13 protein-coding genes and 1 tRNA gene are annotated in these 14,742 nt (G+C 70.3%); 5 read left to right on the top strand and 9 right to left on the bottom strand.

The window, feature by feature from the left end:
• Nucleotides 1-62: 62 nt before the first annotated feature.
• Genes AB0J76_RS03950 through AB0J76_RS03925 form a run of 6 tightly spaced genes read right to left on the bottom strand, consistent with a single transcriptional unit; the run spans nt 63 to nt 6,854 of the window.
• Nucleotides 63-1,433 (bottom strand): protein kinase, encoded by a 1,371-nt coding sequence (locus AB0J76_RS03950; RefSeq protein WP_352318295.1) that lies wholly within the window; start codon nt 1,431-1,433, stop codon nt 63-65.
• Between the two features lie 21 nt (nt 1,434-1,454).
• The gene (locus AB0J76_RS03945; protein ID WP_352318294.1) at nt 1,455-2,915 is read right to left on the bottom strand and encodes a penicillin-binding protein 2; all 1,461 of its coding nucleotides are present in this window, start codon (nt 2,913-2,915) and stop codon (nt 1,455-1,457) included.
• Nucleotides 2,912-4,330 carry an FtsW/RodA/SpoVE family cell cycle protein gene (locus AB0J76_RS03940; RefSeq protein WP_352318292.1) on the bottom strand — a complete coding sequence of 473 codons (1,419 nt, stop codon included), beginning with the start codon at nt 4,328-4,330 and terminating at the stop codon, nt 2,912-2,914. Before AB0J76_RS03940 ends, AB0J76_RS03945 begins: the two co-directional genes overlap by 4 nt.
• Entirely contained in the window at nt 4,331-5,629 is a 1,299-nt protein-coding gene (locus tag AB0J76_RS03935) for a Stp1/IreP family PP2C-type Ser/Thr phosphatase (RefSeq protein WP_352318290.1), read from the bottom strand. It abuts the gene before it with no gap.
• Entirely contained in the window at nt 5,626-6,096 is a 471-nt protein-coding gene (locus AB0J76_RS03930; RefSeq protein ID WP_352318288.1) for an FHA domain-containing protein, read from the bottom strand. Before AB0J76_RS03930 ends, AB0J76_RS03935 begins: the two co-directional genes overlap by 4 nt.
• Nucleotides 6,097-6,113: 17 nt before the next feature.
• The gene (locus tag AB0J76_RS03925) at nt 6,114-6,854 is read right to left on the bottom strand and encodes a DUF3662 and FHA domain-containing protein (RefSeq protein WP_125640997.1); all 741 of its coding nucleotides are present in this window, start codon (nt 6,852-6,854) and stop codon (nt 6,114-6,116) included.
• Nucleotides 6,855-7,052: 198 nt separating this feature from the next.
• Here AB0J76_RS03925 and AB0J76_RS03920 point away from each other — a divergent pair.
• Nucleotides 7,053-7,135, top strand: a tRNA-Leu gene (locus AB0J76_RS03920).
• A 408-nt stretch (nt 7,136-7,543) separates the two neighbouring features.
• On the top strand, nt 7,544-8,611 hold the full coding sequence (gene pdhA / locus AB0J76_RS03915; RefSeq protein ID WP_352318286.1) for a pyruvate dehydrogenase (acetyl-transferring) E1 component subunit alpha: 1,068 nt from the start codon (nt 7,544-7,546) through the stop codon (nt 8,609-8,611).
• On the opposite strand, the gene AB0J76_RS03910 is transcribed toward pdhA, so the two are convergent.
• Entirely contained in the window at nt 8,581-9,627 is a 1,047-nt protein-coding gene (locus AB0J76_RS03910; RefSeq protein ID WP_352318285.1) for a hemolysin family protein, read from the bottom strand. The genes pdhA and AB0J76_RS03910 overlap by 31 nt on opposite strands.
• Nucleotides 9,624-10,970, bottom strand: coding sequence for a hemolysin family protein (locus AB0J76_RS03905; protein ID WP_352318283.1), 1,347 nt, complete (start codon nt 10,968-10,970; stop codon nt 9,624-9,626). The genes AB0J76_RS03910 and AB0J76_RS03905 overlap by 4 nt, the downstream gene beginning before the upstream one ends.
• A 244-nt stretch (nt 10,971-11,214) precedes the next feature.
• Between AB0J76_RS03905 and AB0J76_RS03900 the strand changes: the two genes are divergently transcribed.
• A complete protein-coding gene (locus AB0J76_RS03900) occupies nt 11,215-12,477 on the top strand; it encodes an LCP family protein (RefSeq protein WP_352318281.1) in 1,263 nt (420 codons plus the stop codon).
• A 49-nt stretch (nt 12,478-12,526) separates the two neighbouring features.
• Here AB0J76_RS03900 and AB0J76_RS03895 read toward each other — a convergent pair whose 3' ends face one another.
• Nucleotides 12,527-13,177 carry a GPP34 family phosphoprotein gene (locus tag AB0J76_RS03895; RefSeq protein WP_352318279.1) on the bottom strand — a complete coding sequence of 217 codons (651 nt, stop codon included), beginning with the start codon at nt 13,175-13,177 and terminating at the stop codon, nt 12,527-12,529.
• Nucleotides 13,178-13,200: 23 nt separating this feature from the next.
• On the opposite strand from AB0J76_RS03895, the gene AB0J76_RS03890 reads away from it, so the two are divergent.
• Nucleotides 13,201-13,806 carry a TenA family protein gene (locus tag AB0J76_RS03890; protein WP_352318277.1) on the top strand — a complete coding sequence of 202 codons (606 nt, stop codon included), beginning with the start codon at nt 13,201-13,203 and terminating at the stop codon, nt 13,804-13,806.
• Between the two features lie 37 nt (nt 13,807-13,843).
• Nucleotides 13,844-14,722: a DNA-formamidopyrimidine glycosylase family protein gene (locus AB0J76_RS03885; protein WP_352318276.1), complete on the top strand. Its 879-nt coding sequence runs from the start codon at nt 13,844-13,846 to the stop codon at nt 14,720-14,722.
• Nucleotides 14,723-14,742 lie beyond the last annotated feature (20 nt).

Raw genomic sequence — 14,742 nt, 5'->3', positions numbered from 1 at the left:
TTCATCTTGGGTACCGGCCTGCTCGGGGGGCCGCCGGTGTCCATCATCGACCCCGTAGCGCATCACGTCTCCTCCTTCGGCGGGTTTGTGCCACCCGGGTCCGGCGAAGCGGTTGGTGTCGGAGTTGTCGGTGTCCTGCTGGGCGTTGGGGTGGTGGGGGTGGGAGTCGGGGTACGGGTGGTCGGGGTTGGCTTCGGTGTCGGCTTCTTCGTGGGAGTAGCCGACTTGCTTACCGTAGCCGACCGCGAGGGTACCGGCCGCGTCGACTTCACCGGAAGCGCAGGGGGTCGGCGCGTGTGCTTCTTCACCCGCGTGGGCCTGAGCAGCTCGGGCGACTGCATCGGGGAGTGGCTGGGCTCGGCGATCTCCGGCAGGGGCAGCGGCGTCGTATCGCGGTTGGCGAACGTGATCGCGCTCAGCCCCACCGCGGCCACGCAGCCGGCCGTCGCGACCAGCGCCAGCGTCCGCGCGCCGCGGCGGCCGCGGGCCGGCGGATCGGGCGGGCTCTGGACCGTCGTGGCCGGGGCGAGGCTCTCGGTCGCCCGCTGGTCCTCCGTGGCCGGCTCGCGCACCCGGAAACCCGCCGGATCGGTGTACATGCTCAGGTCGGCGCCCTGCTCGACGCCCTCGACCAGCGACTGACGCAGCACGTACGCCCGGTCGGCCGCCTCCAGCGCCGAGGCCGGACGCATCCCCGGCTCCTTGGACAGCAGCGTCATGACCAGGTCGCGCACCGGGACGGGCACGTCCGCGCCGAGCGGCGGCGGCTGCTCGTTGAGGTGCAGCAGCGCGATCGCCACCTGGCTGTCGGCCCGGAACGGCGTGTGGCCGGCCAGGCACTCGTAGGCCACCACGCCCAGCGAGTACAGGTCGGTCGCGGGCGTGAGCGGGAAGCCCTGGGCCTGCTCGGGGCTGACGTACTGGGCCGTGCCGAGGACGGTGCCGGTCTGCGTGACGGGCGCCGCCTCCAGGGCGCGGGCGATGCCGAAGTCGGTCACCTTGATCGTGCCCTCGCGGGTGACCAGCAGGTTGCCGGGCTTGACGTCCCTGTGGATGATCCCGGAGGAGTGGGCCGCGTGCAGCGCCTTGGCGGTCTGGTGCACCACGTCGAGGGCCACCTCGGGCCCGAGCGCGCCGTTGCGCCCCAGGATCGCCGACAGCGGCTCGCCGTGCACCAGCTCCATCACGAGATAGGCCAGGTCGCTCTGCTCGCCGTAGTCGAAGATCTGGGCCACCCCGGGATCGGCCAGGGCGGCGGTGAGCCGCGCCTCGTTGCGGAAGCGCTCGCGGAACGTGGGGTCGGCGTGCATGTGACTGCGCAGGATCTTGACCGCGACCTCGCGGCCCAGGAGCTCGTCACGGGCGCGCCACACCTCTCCCATACCGCCCGTGGCGATGCGGGAGAGCAGGAGGTAGCGGTTACGGAGCCGCATGACCCAGCACGTTACCGTCACTCACTTGTTCAGCACCGCCTCCAGCACAGCCTTTGCGATCGGGGCGGCGGTGTGACCGCCCGTGGCCTCCGCGCCGACGTTGGCCGCGCCCGACTCGACGATGACCGCCAGCGCCACCTTCGGGTCCTCGGCGGGCGCGAAGGAGATGAACCAGGCGTGCGGCGGCGCGCCGTCGGCGGTCTCCGCGGTGCCGGTCTTGCCACCCACCTGGACGCCCGGCACCTGCGCGAGGTTGGCCGTGCCGTTCTTGACCACGCTGACCATCATGTCGCGCAGCTTGGCCGCCGTCTCGGAACTGACCGCCTCGGTCAGCTCCTCGGGCTTGGCCTCCTCCATGACGTCGTTCTTGGAGTCGGTGATCTTGTTCACCAGGTACGGCTTCATCACCTTGCCGTCGTTGGCGATGCCGGCCGCGATCATGGCCATCTGCAGGGGCGTCATCCGGTTGTCGCGCTGGCCGATCGAGGCCATCGCGAGCGCGGCGTCGTCGTACTTGCTGCCGAAGTCGCTCTGGGCCACCGACATCGGCACGCCGATCTGCTTGCCCATGCCGAACTTCTCGGTCTGCTCGTTGAGCTTGTCGTAGCCCAGCTGCATGCCGATCTTGGCGAACGGCGTGTTGCAGGACTTCTCCAGCGCGTACACGAGCGGCACCTGGCCGGCGCCGCAGGCCGCGCCGCCGTAGTTGGGCAGGCTGATGTTCGTGTTGGGCAGCGGCAGCCGCTGCGGCGCGTCGACCGTGGTGTCGCCGCCGCGCGAGGAGTCGTCCTCCAGGTACGCCGCCGCCGTCACCACCTTGAACGTCGACCCCGGCGGGTACGTCTGGGCGATGGCCCGGTTGAGCAGCGGCTGGCTCTTGTCCTTGTCCAGCTGGTTGTACCGGGTGAACACCGTGCCCTTGTCGGTGCCCGACAGCTCGGCCGGGTCGAAGGTGGGCAGCGACACCATCGCCAGGATCCCGCCCGTCCGCGGGTCGAGCGCCACCAGCGCGCCGCGCTTGCCGCTGGCGCGCAGCGCGTCGTAGGCCGCCTTCTGCGCCTTGGGGTTGATCGTGAGGTCGACGTTCGCGCCCCTGGTCGGCTCGCCCGTGAACAGGTCGATGCTGCGCCGCAGCAGCAGGTCGGCGCTGGAGCCGTCGAGCAGCTTGTTCTCGGCCCCCTCGATCGCGCTCGCGCTCTCGGGCGAGAAGTAGCCCGTGACGTGCGCGTAGAGCTTCCCGTCGGTGTACTTCCTGACGAACCTGAAGTTCTTGCTGTCGGTCTCCACCGACTGGGCGATCACCTTGCCGCCGGCGGTGATGCGGCCGCGCTCGACGGCGTAGCGCTCGTAGTAGTTGCGGCGGTTGCTCGGGTTGGAGCGGTAGTCGTCGGCCCGGACCGCCTGGAGGATGTTCACGTTGATCATCAGGAGCGCGAACATGACCAGGCAGGCCACGGCCGCACGCTTCAGAGTGCTGTTCATCGCTGGAACACCTGGGTGAGTCCTTCGTTCTGGATCGCCTGGGGCGGGGGCCGTCGCGCCGCGTCTGACATGCGTATCAGCAGCGCGATAAGGATCCAGTTAGCCAGCAGCGCCGAGCCGCCCTGCGACATGAACGGGGTGACCAGGCCGGTCAGCGGGATGAGGTTCGTCACGCCGCCGACGATGATGAACACCTGCCAGGCCAGGATGAACGACAGGCCGCCGGCCAGCAGCTTCGAGAACGGGTCGCGGGCCACGAGCGAGGTGCGCAGGCCGCGCTCGACCAGCAGCGCGTAGAGCATGAGCAGCGCCATCAGGCCGGTCAGCCCGAGCTCCTCGCCGGTCGCGGCGAAGATGAAGTCGGAGAAGCTCAGCGGGATCAGATCGGGGTGGCCCTGGCCGAGCCCGGTGCCGAGGATGCCGCCCGCGCCGAACCCGAACAGCCCCTGCATGATCTGGTAGCTCTTGCTGCACATCGGGTCGCCCGGCGGGTCCTCCAGGCAGATGGGGGCGGTGCCGAAGTTGACCGGGTCGCTCGGGTCGAGCCAGGCGTCGAAACGCGCGCCGACGTGGTCGAAGACCTGCCCGGCGAGGAAGGCGCCGCCGACGAACAACAGGATGCCGATGAGCACCCACGAGGTGCGCTGGGTGGCGATGTAGAGCATCGCGATGAACGTGCCGAACAGCAGCAGCGAGGTGCCGAGGTCCTTCTCGAAGACCAGCACCAGCAGGCTGAGGCCCCAGGTGACCAGGACCGGGCCGAGGTCGCGGGCGCGCGGCAGGTCGATGAAGAGCAGCCGCCGCCCGGCCAGCGCCAGCACGTCGCGCTTGGCCACCAGGTAACCGGCGAAGAAGACCACCAGCGCCAGCTTGGCGAACTCGCCCGGCTGGATGGAGAAGCCGCCGACGCGGATCCAGATCTTGGCGCCCTGGACCTCGCTGAGCGAGCCGGGCAGCAGCGCCGGGATCGCCAGCAGCACCAGGCCCACCGCGCCCGCCGTGTACGTGAGGCGTTGCAGCATACGGTGGTCGCGCAGCACGATCAGCGTGATCGAGAACATCACGACGCCGACGCCGGTCCACATGATCTGGTTGGCCGCGGAGGCGCCCTTCATGTCGGCCGACTCCAGCCGGTAGATCATCACCAGCCCGAGGCCGTTGATCAGGGTCACCAGCGGCAGGATCAGCGGATCGGCCCATGGCGCGAACTTGGCCAGCACCAGGTAGGCCGCCAGCATCAGGCCGCCGAGGCCCAGGCCGTAGGCCAGCATGCCGGCCGGCACCTTGCCGTCGACGGCCAGGCCGACGTTGGCGTAGGCGCCCATGATGATCAGCACCGCCATGGCGAGCAGGACCAGCTGGGCCACCCGCCGTTTGGCCGGCATCGGGACGGGGGTCGCGAGCATTTCTGCCATTTATTGCGATTTCGTCTTGGTGGCGGAGGGAGTCGGGGACGTGGCCGTGGTGGAGCTCGTGTCGCCCGTGTCGCCCTTGTCGTCCTGGGAGAACTTCAATCCGTTTATCTTCGTCACGCCTTCGTTGACGTCGGTGACGGGTATGCCGCTCTTGATCAGGGCCTGATCCGCCGGGGACAGCTTGGAGAGCGGACGGCCGGTGCGCTTCTCCACGTGGAAGAACTCGATCGGCCCCACCTCCTGCTTGATCCCCTGGAAGATGACCACTTCGTCGCCCCTGGCACCGACGAAGAACTGGTCCTGGGTCCACTGCCATCCGAGGTAACCGCCGGCGCCCAAGGCGACGGCGCCCACCCCGAGCACGGTGACCAGCACGGGCCACACACGACGGCGCCGCCCCGACCGCCGGGTCGCCTGCGCGACCGGCTCGTCGAAGTCGTCACCGTCGGTGATCGCCGGCTGGGGTGCGGTCACCGCGCTCAATCGCCCCGGCTGGGTCTCCGGGGCGCCTCCTCGTAGCCTGGTCATCCCCGCGGCGCCGACGACCGCCGCCTCCACGGGGACTTCCTGGCCGTCGCTGATCTCCAGCACGTCGGCGAGCACGCACGTGATGTTGTCGGGCCCGCCGCCCCGGTTCGCCAGATCGATGAGCTGGCGGACCACCTCTTCGGGGTCGTCGATGTTGGTCAGCGTGGCGTGCAGCGTCTCGGCGCTCACCACGCCCGACAGGCCGTCGGAACAGAGCAGGTAGCGGTCGCCCACCTGCGCCTCGCGCAGGGTGAGGTCGGGATCGACCTCGCCGCTGCCGTCGAGCGCGCGCAGCAGGATCGATCGTTGGGGGTGCGTGGCCGCCTCTTCGGGCGTGATGCGCCCGTCGTCGACGAGCTGCTGCACCAGGGTGTGGTCATGGGTGATCTGGTAGAGCTCGCCGCGTCTCAGGAGGTAGGCGCGCGAGTCGCCCACGTGCACCAGGGCTACCTGGGTGCCGTTCCAGAGCATGGCGGTGAGCGTCGTGCCCATGCCTTTGAGGCTGGGATCCCGCCCGACCATCTCGTGCAGCCGGCGATTGGCGTCGCGCACCGCTGCCTCGATGGCGTTGAGCAGGTCACCCCCCTGTTGGGCCTCTTCCAGAGAGGCCATGGCGGCGATGGCGACAGAGCTCGCCACCTCGCCGTGTGCGTGCCCGCCCATGCCGTCGGCGACGGCCAGCAGGCGGCCGCTAGCGTACGCCGAGTCCTCGTTCCCTTCGCGGAGGAGGCCGACGTCCGAGCGGGCGGCGTAGCGGAGTGCGATGGTCATTTGCGCAATTCAATGACTGTCTTGCCGACGCGGATCGGAACACCGAGCGGCACCGGGGTCGGACGGGTGACTTTCGAGCGGTCGAGATACGTGCCGTTGGTCGAACCGAGATCTTCCACGATCCATTGACCGTCCTGAGGGAAGAGCCGGGCATGCCGGCTGGATGCGTAGTCGTCGCTGACTACCAGCGTGGCGTCGTTCGCCCGGCCAATGGTGATGGGCGTCTCCGTGAGGTTAATGGTGGTGCCCTGCAATGGGCCACCGGTAACGATGAGCTGGCGTGGCTCGCCCTTCTTGCTCTTGGGCTTGGCCACCGGTTTGGCGGGCTTCATGGCTTTGCGCGGGCCCGCGGGAGCCGTGCGTGAACCGAACAAGTCAGTCCGGATCACGCCGACTGCGGCAATGACGAAAAACCACAGCACCGCCAGGAAGGCGAGCCGGATCAGCAGCAGCGTGAGCTCGGACATGGACCGTCTGTCTACCCCTAATCGCGCCGGAACACCAGAGTCGTGCGTCCCAGCGTCACTCGCGTGCCGTTCTGGAGCTCGATTCTGCGTACCGGCTGGCCGTTGACGAAGGTACCGTTCGTCGAACCGAGATCGACGAGGGCCACGAGCTGCCCCTCGACGCGCAGCTCCGCATGGTGCCGCGACACTCCCGGATCGACAAGACGAAGATCGCAGTCGGTGCCCCTGCCCAGCAAGGTCACCGGCGTGGTGAGCTCGTAGGAGCGGTCGCCCTGCGGGTCGTCCTGGGTGGAGACGAGCAGCCTGGGCCGCCCGTTGAAGGCCCCGGGCCTGGACGGGGGCAGGTCGCTCGCCGGCTGGCGGATCTCGTCCTGCTCGACCGTCGCGCCGCGGATGACGCCGGACCGGATGCGGAACAGGCCCACAGCCAGGTCTCCGGCGGTCTCGAAGCGCACCCGGACCGGTCCCACGAAGGAGTAGCCCTGTTCCTTGGCGTACTCCCTGGCGAGGTTGGCCAGCTCGTGGCTGATGCTGTCGGCGTAGACCTCAAGCCGTTCGCTGTCGGTCGTGGACAGCTCCACCACGAAGTCGTTGGGCACGAGCGTCCGGCCCTGTGCGACGATCGCCGCCCGCTCGTCCATCTCCCGTTGAACCGCGCTGGCGACCTCGACCGGCTGAAGGTCAGATTTGAACGCCCGCGCAAAGGCCCCCTCAACCAAGCCTTCGAGCCTTCGCTCGAAGCGCTGAAGGACTCCCACCGGGTACCTCCCTTCTTCCCTGCATATGATCGCGGCCCCAGACGCTTCCGGCGCCCGGTTTCCGCTCGTCCCACGTGGCGGCGTCGTGACGCTCGTTGCCAGTCGCGCCCAGCTCCTCCGCTTCCGTGTCTTCTGCGATCGTATCCGGGTTCAGTACCAGTGGCTGTTCCGTGCTACTGTTTCTCCGCACCCACAAACGGGCGGGTGGCGGAACGGCAGACGCGCACGGTTCAGGTCCGTGTGTCCGAAAGGACGTGAGGGTTCAAATCCCTCCTCGCCCACTCGGTGACTAGGGGATCCTTGGTCGCCGGCCTTACAGGTCGGCTTCCTCGGGTCCCCTCGTCATATCTGCCCGGGGGATAACCCCCGGACCCCCAGGGGGACAAGCGTTCGGGGGATTCTCCCCCGGGCCCCCGTCCATGAGGGTTGCTCGTCTCCTGGGCCTGGCCCCTGGTTTCTGGGGCTGGCCCACGGTTTCGTACCGGGTCTTGCTGCGCAAGGGTCCTGGGATTTCTTTCTTGTGACGTGGCTCTTGGACTTTAGGTCAGGCGCCTTGCAGGGAACTTTCCGGTGGCTTGCGTGATTTAGGTCACATTGGTGTGGTGGGCGAGTTCGGGTGATCCTGAGGGCTACGGCAAACTGTGGCCGCTGGGTTTCTGTTCAGGGGGTTGCCGCACATGGATGACTCGATGGTTCAGCTGCTCACGCCCTCAGGTGAGCGCGTGGAGCATCCGGAATATCCGCTGGTCGTCTCGGATGACGAGATCCGGGACCTCTATCGGGATCTCGTGACCGTCCGGCAGATCGACTCCGAGGCGGTCGCGCTCGCGCGGCAGGGGGAGCTGGGGCTGTGGACGTCCCTGCTCGGGCAGGAGGCCGCCCAGGTCGGCTCCGGGCGCGCCGTCGGCGATCTGGACGCCGTCTTCCCCTCCTACCGGGAGCACGGGGTCGCCTACTGCCGGGGAATGGACCCCCTCGACGTGGTCGCCATGTGGCGCGGCGTCAACCACGGCGGCTGGGACCCGTCCCGGCACAACTTCTTCCTGTACACGATCGTCATCGGGACGCAGGCGCTGCACGCCACCGGTTACGCGATGGGCATGCAGCGCGACGGCGTCATCGGCACCGACAAGGCCGGGGCGACCATCGTCTACTTCGGCGACGGCGCCACCTCCCAGGGCGACGTGAACGAGGCGTTCGTCTTCGCCGGCGCCTGTCACGCGCCGATCGTGTTCTTCTGCCAGAACAACCAGTGGGCGATCTCCGAGCCCCAGGAACGCCAGTCGCGGATCCCGCTGTACCGCCGGGCCGAGGGCTTCGGGTTCCCCGGCGTCCGGGTCGACGGGAACGACGTGCTGGCCTGTCTCGCGGTCACGCGCAAGGCGCTGGCCGACGCCCGGTCGGGGCAGGGGCCCACGCTCGTCGAGGCGTTCACGTACCGGATGGGGGCGCACACCACCTCCGACGACCCCACCCGCTACCGGGCCAAGGACGACGTCGAGGCGTGGCGGCGGCGCGACCCCATCGAGCGGGTCAGGGCGTACCTGACCGCGGCCGGCACCGGCGACGACTTCTTCCGCGCGGTCGAGGCCGACGCCGCCAAGGTCGGGGCCGAGCTGCGCAGGCGGCTCCTCGAACTGCCCGACCCCGCCCCTTCGGCGATCTTCGAACACGTCTACGCCGAGCCGCACCCGCTCGTCGAGGCCGAGCGGGCGCAGCACGCCGCCTACCTCGACGGGTTCGCCGCCGGGGAGTAGGCGCGCGAGGCGGCCTTGGTGTCCAGGAGCTCGCCCAGGAGGTCCGTGAGGCTCACCATGCCGATGACCGCGCCGCCCTGGCCGGTGACCAGCGCCAGGTGCGCGCGGGCCTCCTGAAGGGCCGTCACGGCCTCGGGGACCTGCGTGACGCACGCCAGCCTCGGCAGCGGCCTGGCGAGCTCACCGGCCGTACGCGTGGGCTGAAGGAGGGCGTCACGGGCGTGCAGGACGCCCTCGATGCCGGCCGGGCCGCCCACCAGCAGCCGCAGGTGGCCGCTGCCCGCCGCCCTGGCCCTGATCTGGGCCGACCCGGCGGCCGGCGGCACCTTCACGGCCCGGTCGATCGGCACCATCAGCCGCTCGATGCCCTCGGCCTGCAGCCGCAGCGCGCGGGTGAGCAGGTCGTGCTCCTCCCGGTCGAGCAGGCCCATCCGGCCCGACTCGCCCACCAGCATGGCGAGCTGCCGGGGCGTCCTGGTGGTGGCCAGCTCGTCGCGCGGCTGCACGCCGAACAGGCGCAGGATGAGGTTGGTCAGCGCGTTCAGCGACGACAGCAGCGGGCGCATGAGCTGGGTGAACCCGCGGAACGGCAGCGTCAGAACCAGCGCCGCCCGCTCGGGGTGCGTCAGCGCCCACGACTTGGGGGCCATCTCGCCCACCACCATGTGCAGGAACGTCACCAGCGCCAGCGCGATCGTCAGCGCGATCGGCATGCGCAGCGACTCCGGCACGCCGACGGCGGCGAAGACCGGCTCCAGGAAGTGCTCGATGGCCGGCTCGGTGACCTGGCCGAGGCCCAGCGTGCACAGCGTGATGCCGAGCTGCGCGCCGGCCAGCATGAGCGAGAGCTGACGCCCGCCGCCCACGGCCGACTTGGCCGCGACCCGGACCAGGCGGTTGCCGCCCGAGGCCATCTCCTCCAGACGGTGCCGCCTGGAGGAGACGAACGCGAACTCGGCGGCCACGAACAGCGCGTTGAAGAACAGCAGCGCGAGGCTGACCAGGATCATCGTCATCGGGACGCCTCCGCGTGCTGCACGGGCGCGAGCCGCACCCATTCGGGCACCCGGCGGTTGAGCGACATGACGGTCAGCTCGGCCAGGTGCTCGGCCGCGTCGTCGGCGAACGGGTCGGCGTCCCCCTCGATCGGGACGGTCACCACGTCGCCGGGGTCGGGCATCCGGCCCAGTCGGGCCAGCACCAGGCCGGCGAGGGTGTCGTAGTCGTCGCTCTCCGGCAGCGCGACGCCGGTCGCGCGCTCGACCTCGTCCAGCCTGAGCCAGCCGGGCACCTCCCAGACGCCGCCGGGCCGCTCCACGGCGCCCGCGGGCTCGGGGTCGTTCTCGTCGACGAGCTCGCCGACCAGCTCCTCGGCCAGGTCCTCGACGGTGAGCACACCGGCCAGGCCGCCGTACTCGTCGATGACGCAGACGATGTCGTCGTTGGCCGCCCGCATCCGGTCGAGGACGGCCGGCAGCGGCAGCGAGTCGGGCACCAGCAGCGCGGGGCGGGTGATGCTGGCGACCAGGCCCTCGTCCAGGCCGGACTCCAGCAGCTCGCGCACGCCCGTCACGCCCACCACGTCGCCGTCGTCGCCGACGACGGGGTAGCGGGAGTGGCCGCGTTCGCGCATGACCTCCAGCAGCTCGGAGATGGGCTGGGAGTCGCGCAGCGCCACCACGCGGGGGCGCGGCACCATGATCTCCTCGGCGCTGTGGTCGCCGAACTCCAGGGCGCGCTCCAGCAGCTCCGACAACCTCGGGGGCAGCTCGCCCGCCTGGGTCGACTCCTCGATGATCCGGGAGAGCTCCTCGGGGGTGGCCCCGTGCTCGACCTCCTCGACCGGCTCGATGCCGACGCGGCGGAGCAGCCCGGTGGCGGCCGAGTCGAACAGCTTGACCACCGGCCCCACGACCGCCAGGTAGACCAGCGTGGAGCCGGCCAGGAACTTGGCCACCGGCTCGGGCCTGGCGATGCCGAGGTTCTTCGGCGCCAGCTCGCCGAGCACCATCTGGACCACGGTCGCCACGAACACGCCGGCGGCCACGGACAGCCCCGTGATCGCCGCGTCGGGCAGGCCCGTGCCGTCGAGCCAGGGCCGTACCAGGACGGAGATGGCCGGCTCGGCCAGGAAGCCGACGAGCAGGGCCGTGACGGTGATGCCGAGCTGGGCGCCCGAGAGCATGAACGAGAGCCGGGAGGTCACCTGCAGTGCCTTTTCGGCCTGGGTGTCACCGGCCGCGGCCTGCTCGCGCAGGAGGCCCCGGTCGGCGGCGACGAAGGCGAACTCCTGGGCGACGAAGTACCCGGTGGCGGCGGTGAGCAGGAAAAGGGCCAGCAGGCCGAGATAGGCGCTCACCTGAGTGAGCCCTCAGAGAAACCCGTGCCGAGGCACGGGCCAAGACTCCACGAGTCCGGAGCGGACACGATCATCCCTTCGATAGAGGTCGTCCATAACGCTAACGACGCAGTCCGCGTCTATGTTTCCGCAGTGACTCTCCGCCAGTTGTGTGTACTTGTCCGTGGAAGAAACTTGGTGAGATGTCTTCACTGCCAGGGGGTTGGACGTAGCGTCTATGGCATACCGAAGGGAAGAAGGCGAAGTGTCTGAGGACGACCGTACGCGGGCCATGCGCTCGCCGGGCGACGGCCGCCCGCTGCCGCCGAGGCCCGGCGACGGGCCGCGCTCCGGCGGCGCACCCGCCCACCGGGTCCCGCCGGGCGTGCCGAACGCGGCCACGTCCAAGCTGCCCGCCTACTCCGAGGACCAGCAGTCGCCGCCGCCTCCGCCGCCTTCCCGGTCGGGCAAGGTCTACGGACGCGAGCGCGCCGGGAGCAGCCCGGTCAAACCGCTCAGGGCGGCGGGCGAGCCCGCGCCGAAGGAGCCGCGCGGGCCCAGGGGGCCGCGGGTGCGCGGCCGGACCGTCCTGAAGATCGTCGCGGGCCTGGTCGCGCTGCTCCTGGTGGCGGCCGTGGGCCTGTTCTTCTGGATCGACTCCCGGCTGGCCGGCATCGACGGGGTGCTCGACGACTACGAGGGCAGGCCCGCCGACACACCCGGCACCAACTGGCTGCTGGTCGGCTCCGACAGCCGCAAGGGCCTGACCGCGGCCGAGCGCAAGAAGCTGGCCACCGGGCGCGCGGTCGGGCAGCGCACCGACTCGATGATGCTGCTGCACATCTCCGACAACGGCGACAAGCCCACCCTGGTCAGCCTTCCGCGCGACTCGGCGGTGACCATTCCGGGGCGCGGGCGCGACAAGCTCAACGCGGCGTACGCGTCCGGCGGGCCGAAGCTGCTGGTCCGCACGGTCGAGACGGTCACCGGCGTGCACGTCGACAACTACATGGAGATCGGCTTCGCCGGCTTCGTGGACATCGTGGACGCCATCGGCGGCGTCGAGATCAACGTCCGGGCCGACGTCGACGACCCCAAGGCCGGGCTCAAGCTCAAGAAGGGCAAGCAGGTGCTCAACGGCGCCCAGGCCCTCGGCTACGTACGCACCCGCAAGGGCGGCGCGCTGCCGGACTTCGAGCGCACCAAGCGGCAGCGGCAGTTCCTCGGCGCGGTGGTGAAGAAGGCCGCCAGCCCGGGCGTGCTGATCAATCCGTTCACCTCGATCCCGCTGGCCATGAGCGCCACGGACGCGGTCGAGGTCGACTCCAGCACGGGCGCGTTCGACATGCTCTCGCTGGGGCTGGCGATGGGCGACAGCCCGGTCACGACGGTGGTGCCGTTCGGCGGGAACGAGATCGTCGCCGGCGGCGGTGCGGCGGTCAAGTGGGACCGGCTCAAGGCGCTGGCCCTCTTCGACGCGCTGAAGGCCGACAAGCCGGTGCCGAAGGAGATCGTCGACGCCGGTTGACCCGCTTCCCGCGTAGGCGCGAGCCTCGCGGGAAGCAGCCGGGCCCGGCTCAGGTCGTGGTGGCGGCGACGACCGCGGCGGTGGAGGCGGTGGCGGCGATGGCCGCGGTGATGGCGGTGATCGTCTTGGCGACCGCCTGGCCGGCCCACTCGCCCTCGGCGATCTCCTTGACACGCTTGCGGTCGGCGCCCGGGAAGGCTTTGCGGTCGAGCTTCGCCGCGTGCATGATCGCGATGAGCGTGGCGGTGCGCTCGTCGGGGTCGGCGCCCGCGAGGACGGCCGTGACGCGTTCGCGCACGTCGGCCTCCACCTGAGGGTCCGCCTCCGGCCACCGCGTGGTCGGGAAGATGCCCAGGACCCGGCCGCGCTCCTCGGCCAGCACGCCCGCCTCGGCGAGCCTGGTGAGCAGGCGCCTGCGCAGCTTGTCCGACTGCAGCCGCTGCACCCACCACGCGGGCTTCCTGGCCTTGCCGTCCTCGGCCATGCGGGCGAGGGCGGCGTCGAGCTCGGCGTCCCCCAGCGGGGTGGGGTCCGTCACCGTCACCTTGTCGTCGGCCAGTTCGACGCGGCCCGCGGCGGCCAGCTCGGCGAGGATCGCGCCGCCGAGCGCGGGGTCGAGCTGCACGCCCCCGATGAGCTGCTTGCCTTCTGCCTCGTCGTGGGCGAGGAGGAGGAGTTCTTCAGCGATCGTCACGGTCATGTCCCGACACTAACCTCCCAGGCATGAGCATTTCGGAAAGACTTCACGCGATCGGCTGGCCCTTGCTCCAGGCGCAGCTCGACCATCCCACGGTGGCCGGCATCGGGCGCGGCGACCTGGCCGAGCCGGTCTTCCGGTCCTGGCTGGAGCAGGACTACCTGTACCTGCTCGACTACGTGCGGGTGTTCTCCAGGCTGGCCTGGCAGGCGCCGGACGGGCATCTGGGCGACCTGGTGGATCTGGCGTACTCGACGTACCACGACGAACTGCGTCTGCATCGGTCGTTGTCGGCGGAGTTCGGGGCCGATCTGGACAATGCGGTGAAGGGGCCGGCGTGTGCGGCGTACACGGCGTTCCTGCTGGAGGCGGCGGGGGCGTACGGGGAGGGGCTGGCGGCGCTTTATCCGTGTATGTGGGGATATTCGAGTCTTGGGAAGATCCTCGCCGAGAACCCGCCCGCCGAGCCGCGCTACCGGGCCTGGGTGGACACCTACGCCGACCCGGCGTTCGCGGCGCTGACCGTACGGATCGGGCAGATGATCGACGAGGCCGACCCCGACCCCGTACGGGCGGAGGCGCTGTTCGCCGAGGGCATGGCACACGAGCTCGCCTTCTGGGACGTGCCGTAGTCGCGTGCCGGTCCGGTACGCGCCATACCCTGGGGGCATGCCGGAACTTCCCGAGGTGGAGTCGCTCACCAACTTCCTGCGCGAGCGGGCGGTCGGCCGCTCGATCGCCGGCGTAGACGTCGTCGGCTTCCAGGCGCTCAAGACGTTCGACCCGCCGGTCACCGCGCTCGGCGGGCTCACCGTCACGGGCGTGTCGAGGCACGGCAAGTTCATCGACCTCGACTGCGACGGCCTGCACCTGATCATCCATCTGGCCCGCGCCGGCTGGCTGCGCTGGCGCGACGACCTGACCGGCGCGCGGCCGGTGCGGCCGGGCAAGGGGCCGCTGGCCGTACGCGTACGGCTGGCGCCCGACGACGACGGCCTGGCCCCCGGGTTCGAGCTGACCGAGGCCGGCACGCAGAAACGGCTGGCCGTCTACGTCACCGACAAACCGGAGGACGTGCCCGGCGTCGCCGCCCTGGGCCCCGACCCGCTCGATGACGCCTTCACCGTCGAGGCGCTCAAGCGCATCGTGGGCGGCAACCGCACCCAGATCAAGGGGTTGCTGCGCGACCAGAAGGTGATCGCGGGCATCGGCAACGCCTACTCCGACGAGGTGCTGCACGCGGCGAGGATGTCACCGTTCAAGATCGCCGCGACGCTGACCGACGCGCAGATCGCCGACCTGCACGAGGCCATCGTGACGACGTTGCGCGACGCCGTCGAACGGGCGCACGGGCTGGCCGCCAAAGACCTCAAGGCGGAGAAGAAGTCCGGGCTGCGCGTGCACAACCGGGCCGGCCAGCCGTGCGACGTGTGCGGCGACACCATCCGCGAGGTGTCCTTCGCCGACTCCGCGCTCCAGTACTGCCCGACCTGCCAGACGGGCGGCAAGCCGCTGGCCGACCGGCGGATGTCGCGCCTGCTCAAGTAGGGTCCCAGGCGCGGGATGAT

Origin of the sequence: Nonomuraea sp. NPDC049624, assembly GCF_040675255.1 — a bacterium.
Classification (GTDB): Bacteria; Actinomycetota; Actinomycetes; order Streptosporangiales; family Streptosporangiaceae; genus Nonomuraea.
The sequence above is the reverse complement of the archived record's forward strand: the minus strand, read 5'-3'. Positions and strand labels throughout refer to the sequence as shown.

Coding starts and splice junctions, on each gene's coding strand:
- AB0J76_RS03950 (WP_352318295.1), bottom strand. CDS start 1,433: ATGCGGCTCCGTAACCGCTACCTCCTGCTCTCCCGCATCGCCACGGGC.
- AB0J76_RS03945 (WP_352318294.1), bottom strand. CDS start 2,915: ATGAACAGCACTCTGAAGCGTGCGGCCGTGGCCTGCCTGGTCATGTTC.
- AB0J76_RS03940 (WP_352318292.1), bottom strand. CDS start 4,330: ATGGCAGAAATGCTCGCGACCCCCGTCCCGATGCCGGCCAAACGGCGG.
- AB0J76_RS03935 (WP_352318290.1), bottom strand. CDS start 5,629: ATGACCATCGCACTCCGCTACGCCGCCCGCTCGGACGTCGGCCTCCTC.
- AB0J76_RS03930 (WP_352318288.1), bottom strand. CDS start 6,096: ATGTCCGAGCTCACGCTGCTGCTGATCCGGCTCGCCTTCCTGGCGGTG.
- pdhA (WP_352318286.1), top strand. CDS start 7,544: ATGGTTCAGCTGCTCACGCCCTCAGGTGAGCGCGTGGAGCATCCGGAA.
- AB0J76_RS03910 (WP_352318285.1), bottom strand. CDS start 9,627: ATGACGATGATCCTGGTCAGCCTCGCGCTGCTGTTCTTCAACGCGCTG.
- AB0J76_RS03895 (WP_352318279.1), bottom strand. CDS start 13,177: ATGACCGTGACGATCGCTGAAGAACTCCTCCTCCTCGCCCACGACGAG.
- AB0J76_RS03890 (WP_352318277.1), top strand. CDS start 13,201: ATGAGCATTTCGGAAAGACTTCACGCGATCGGCTGGCCCTTGCTCCAG.
- AB0J76_RS03885 (WP_352318276.1), top strand. CDS start 13,844: ATGCCGGAACTTCCCGAGGTGGAGTCGCTCACCAACTTCCTGCGCGAG.